At 65.5% G+C, this 2,487-nt stretch carries 2 protein-coding genes and 1 pseudogene (1 of these 3 running past the window's edge); 1 reads left to right on the top strand and 2 read right to left on the bottom strand.

Annotation, left to right across the window (positions count from 1 at the left end; translation table 11 throughout):
- Nucleotides 1-467: 467 nt before the first annotated feature.
- Nucleotides 468-1,352, bottom strand: coding sequence for an aminodeoxychorismate lyase (locus tag B384_RS0100095; RefSeq protein ID WP_019481111.1), 885 nt, complete (start codon nucleotides 1,350-1,352; stop codon nucleotides 468-470).
- A gap of 156 nt (nucleotides 1,353-1,508) precedes the next feature.
- On the opposite strand from B384_RS0100095, the gene B384_RS0100090 reads away from it, so the two are divergent.
- A complete protein-coding gene (locus tag B384_RS0100090; RefSeq protein WP_019481110.1) occupies nucleotides 1,509-1,769 on the top strand; it encodes a GlsB/YeaQ/YmgE family stress response membrane protein in 261 nt (86 codons plus the stop codon).
- A 159-nt stretch (nucleotides 1,770-1,928) separates the two neighbouring features.
- Here B384_RS0100090 and B384_RS17160 read toward each other — a convergent pair.
- Nucleotides 1,929-2,487 (bottom strand): annotated as a pseudogene (locus B384_RS17160) (chorismate-binding protein); it runs 1,612 nt beyond the window's last position.

The raw sequence follows: 2,487 nt of genomic DNA, 5'->3' as shown, positions 1-2,487 counted from the left end.
GGTCGAGACGCTGGGGAGCGCCTCACCCGCGACGATCTTTCCCTGCTGGCGGGCCGCCTCGGAAAAGGCGTCGTGCTGGGCCATGTACTGTTCCACTTCGGCCTCGGTGGCGTTGGCCCAGATCGACTCATCCTGGTATAGAAACACTGCAATTTTCATTTAGCTGCCCTCGCGTGGTCGAATGATGGCCCGGATTTCAGCAGGCCCGGTGGTATCAGCCAACAACTCATTGACGAATTCCGCCAGTGCCTCCGGGGCGTCGGTTTCCACCAGGGAGAAACCGCCCAGCCGTTCGGCGGTCTCCGTGTACGGGCCGTCGTCATACCAACGCTCCCACCGCGCAGGATCCGCGCCGTGGTGGGCGGCTGCAGCTCGGCGCCGCCCGTCAAGAGGTGCCGACCCTCGGCGCAGCGCCTGGCGAACTCCTTCCCCTGACGGTTGGGGTAGGCCGGGTTCGACAACCGGCCTCAGGAAATTTTCGCCACCAACTCCGACAGCTCCCTGGTCAGCTCCGGGGTGGTGGTGATCGGCTGACCGTCAAGGGAGTTGACCGGTGCGAGGAGACGGATGCTGGAAATCAGCCACACGCCGTCGGCGTCGTACAGGTCAGCGGGCACCAGCGGGCCGTACCCGAGTTCCCAGCCGGCGGCCTTCGCCACGGTAAACAACGCACTCTGCGATGTGCCGGGGAGGATCCCGCTTTCCAGCTGCGGGGTCAGTAGGGTCTTGACGCCGTCCCGGACCCGTGCCAGGAGGACTGTCGACGTCGGACCCTCAAGGACCTTGCCGTCCGATGAGGTGAAGATGACGTCGTCGGCGTCGTGCGCCCGCGCGTACCGGACCGCCGCCATGTTGACCGCGTAGGACAGCGTCTTGGCACCCATGAGCAGCCACGGTGCCCGCTGCGCCACCGTGCTGTCATACCCGCGCTCCAGGAACAGGACCGCAAGCCCATCCCTGCGCTGCTGCTGGGTCTTCGCCGGCACCGGCGCCACCTGAACCCACGCCGTCGGGGCGTCAGCTCCCTCAACCCCACGGGTGACCATGAGCTTCACGGCAAGCTCAGTATCAGCCTGGACGTGAGCCCCGGCGGCGTACTCGTCGAGTGCGGTGGTGATGGCCCGCCGCCAGGCATCCTCGGACGGGAGATCAAGGTCAAGGGCCCGGGCTGATGAGGCGAGCCGGTCCAGGTGCGCCTGCACCTTCCGGGCTTCTCCGTTGAGGGCCAGCAGGGACTCGAATATGCCGTCCCCGCGCGTTGCGCCAAGGTCGGTCGCCATGAGCTGTGGCAGTGATGCGTCGACGACGCGGCCGTCGTCGTGGGCGGGATCCAGGAACACAAGAACAGTCATGCGATCAGCTTAGTTGCCTCACTGACGCGGATGACGGTGCCGCACCCCTCCTATTTTCCCGTGCCAACCGGCACCGGATAGAATTTCATCAGTAGTGTTACCAACGGCACGCGGCCTCGTAGTAACGGGGCAGACCCCAAAGAACGGACAGTTATTGTGATCGGATTTATCGTTGCAGGACTCATCATCGGCGCGCTGGCACGGCTGATCAAGCCCGGGAAGCAGAACCTTGGGCTGCTGGCCACGCTCCTGCTGGGACTTGCCGGTTCAGTGATCGGCGGCGTCATCGCGAACCTTCTCGGCACCGGGGGCATCTTCGAGCTGAACGTTTTCGGATTCATCGTAGCGGTCATCGCCTCAGTACTGCTGATCGGCGTCGCCGAGGGCGTTAGCGGCCGTCGCAAAGTCCGCCGCTAGGTCAGCCTGGGGGCCGGATCTCACCAGAAACGGCCCCCAGCGCCAGCCTTGCCGGTTGCAAGCGGCGGACCTTGGCCTGGGGGCCGTTCCTGCGGTGAAACGACGCGCAGCGGCCCCATCGCAGCCAATTCCAGACTGCAGCGGCCCCATTCATCAGCCTTAGCTATCCGGGAACGCGGACCCGAGGCCTGACAGCACGCCGAACGCTTTGGTGCGCACCTCTTCCCACTCATCGTCCGGATCCGAATCGGCAGTGATCGCTCCTCCGACGCCCAGGCTGAGCCGGGTGCCGCCGCCGTCGTCCTCAAGCACCAGGGTGCGAATGACGACGGCGAGGTCCGCTGCACCGGTCAGGGAGAAGTAGCCGACGGCGCCCGAATACACCCCGCGCGGGGCAGCCTCCAGCTGGTCAAGGATGGCCATGGTGCTGATTTTCGGTGCCCCGGTCATCGACCCGGCCGGGAACGCCGCGGACACGGCCTCGGTCCGGGAGACGCCCGGCCGCAACTGGGCGTCGATGGTGCTGACCATCTGGTGCACGGTGGCGTAGCTTTCAATCTCACACAACCGGCTGACGATCACGCTGCCGGGGACTGCAACGTGCGAGAGGTCGTTACGTAACAGGTCAACGATCATGATATTTTCCGCGCGATCCTTCAGAGAGGTCTGAAGGTCCGTTCGGAGGGCCAGGTCCGCCGCCGGGTCCGACGAACGACGG

The organism is Arthrobacter sp. TB 23 (assembly GCF_000294595.1).
Taxonomy (GTDB): Bacteria; Actinomycetota; Actinomycetes; order Actinomycetales; family Micrococcaceae; genus Arthrobacter_D.
This window is presented reverse-complemented; position numbering and strand designations above follow the sequence as displayed.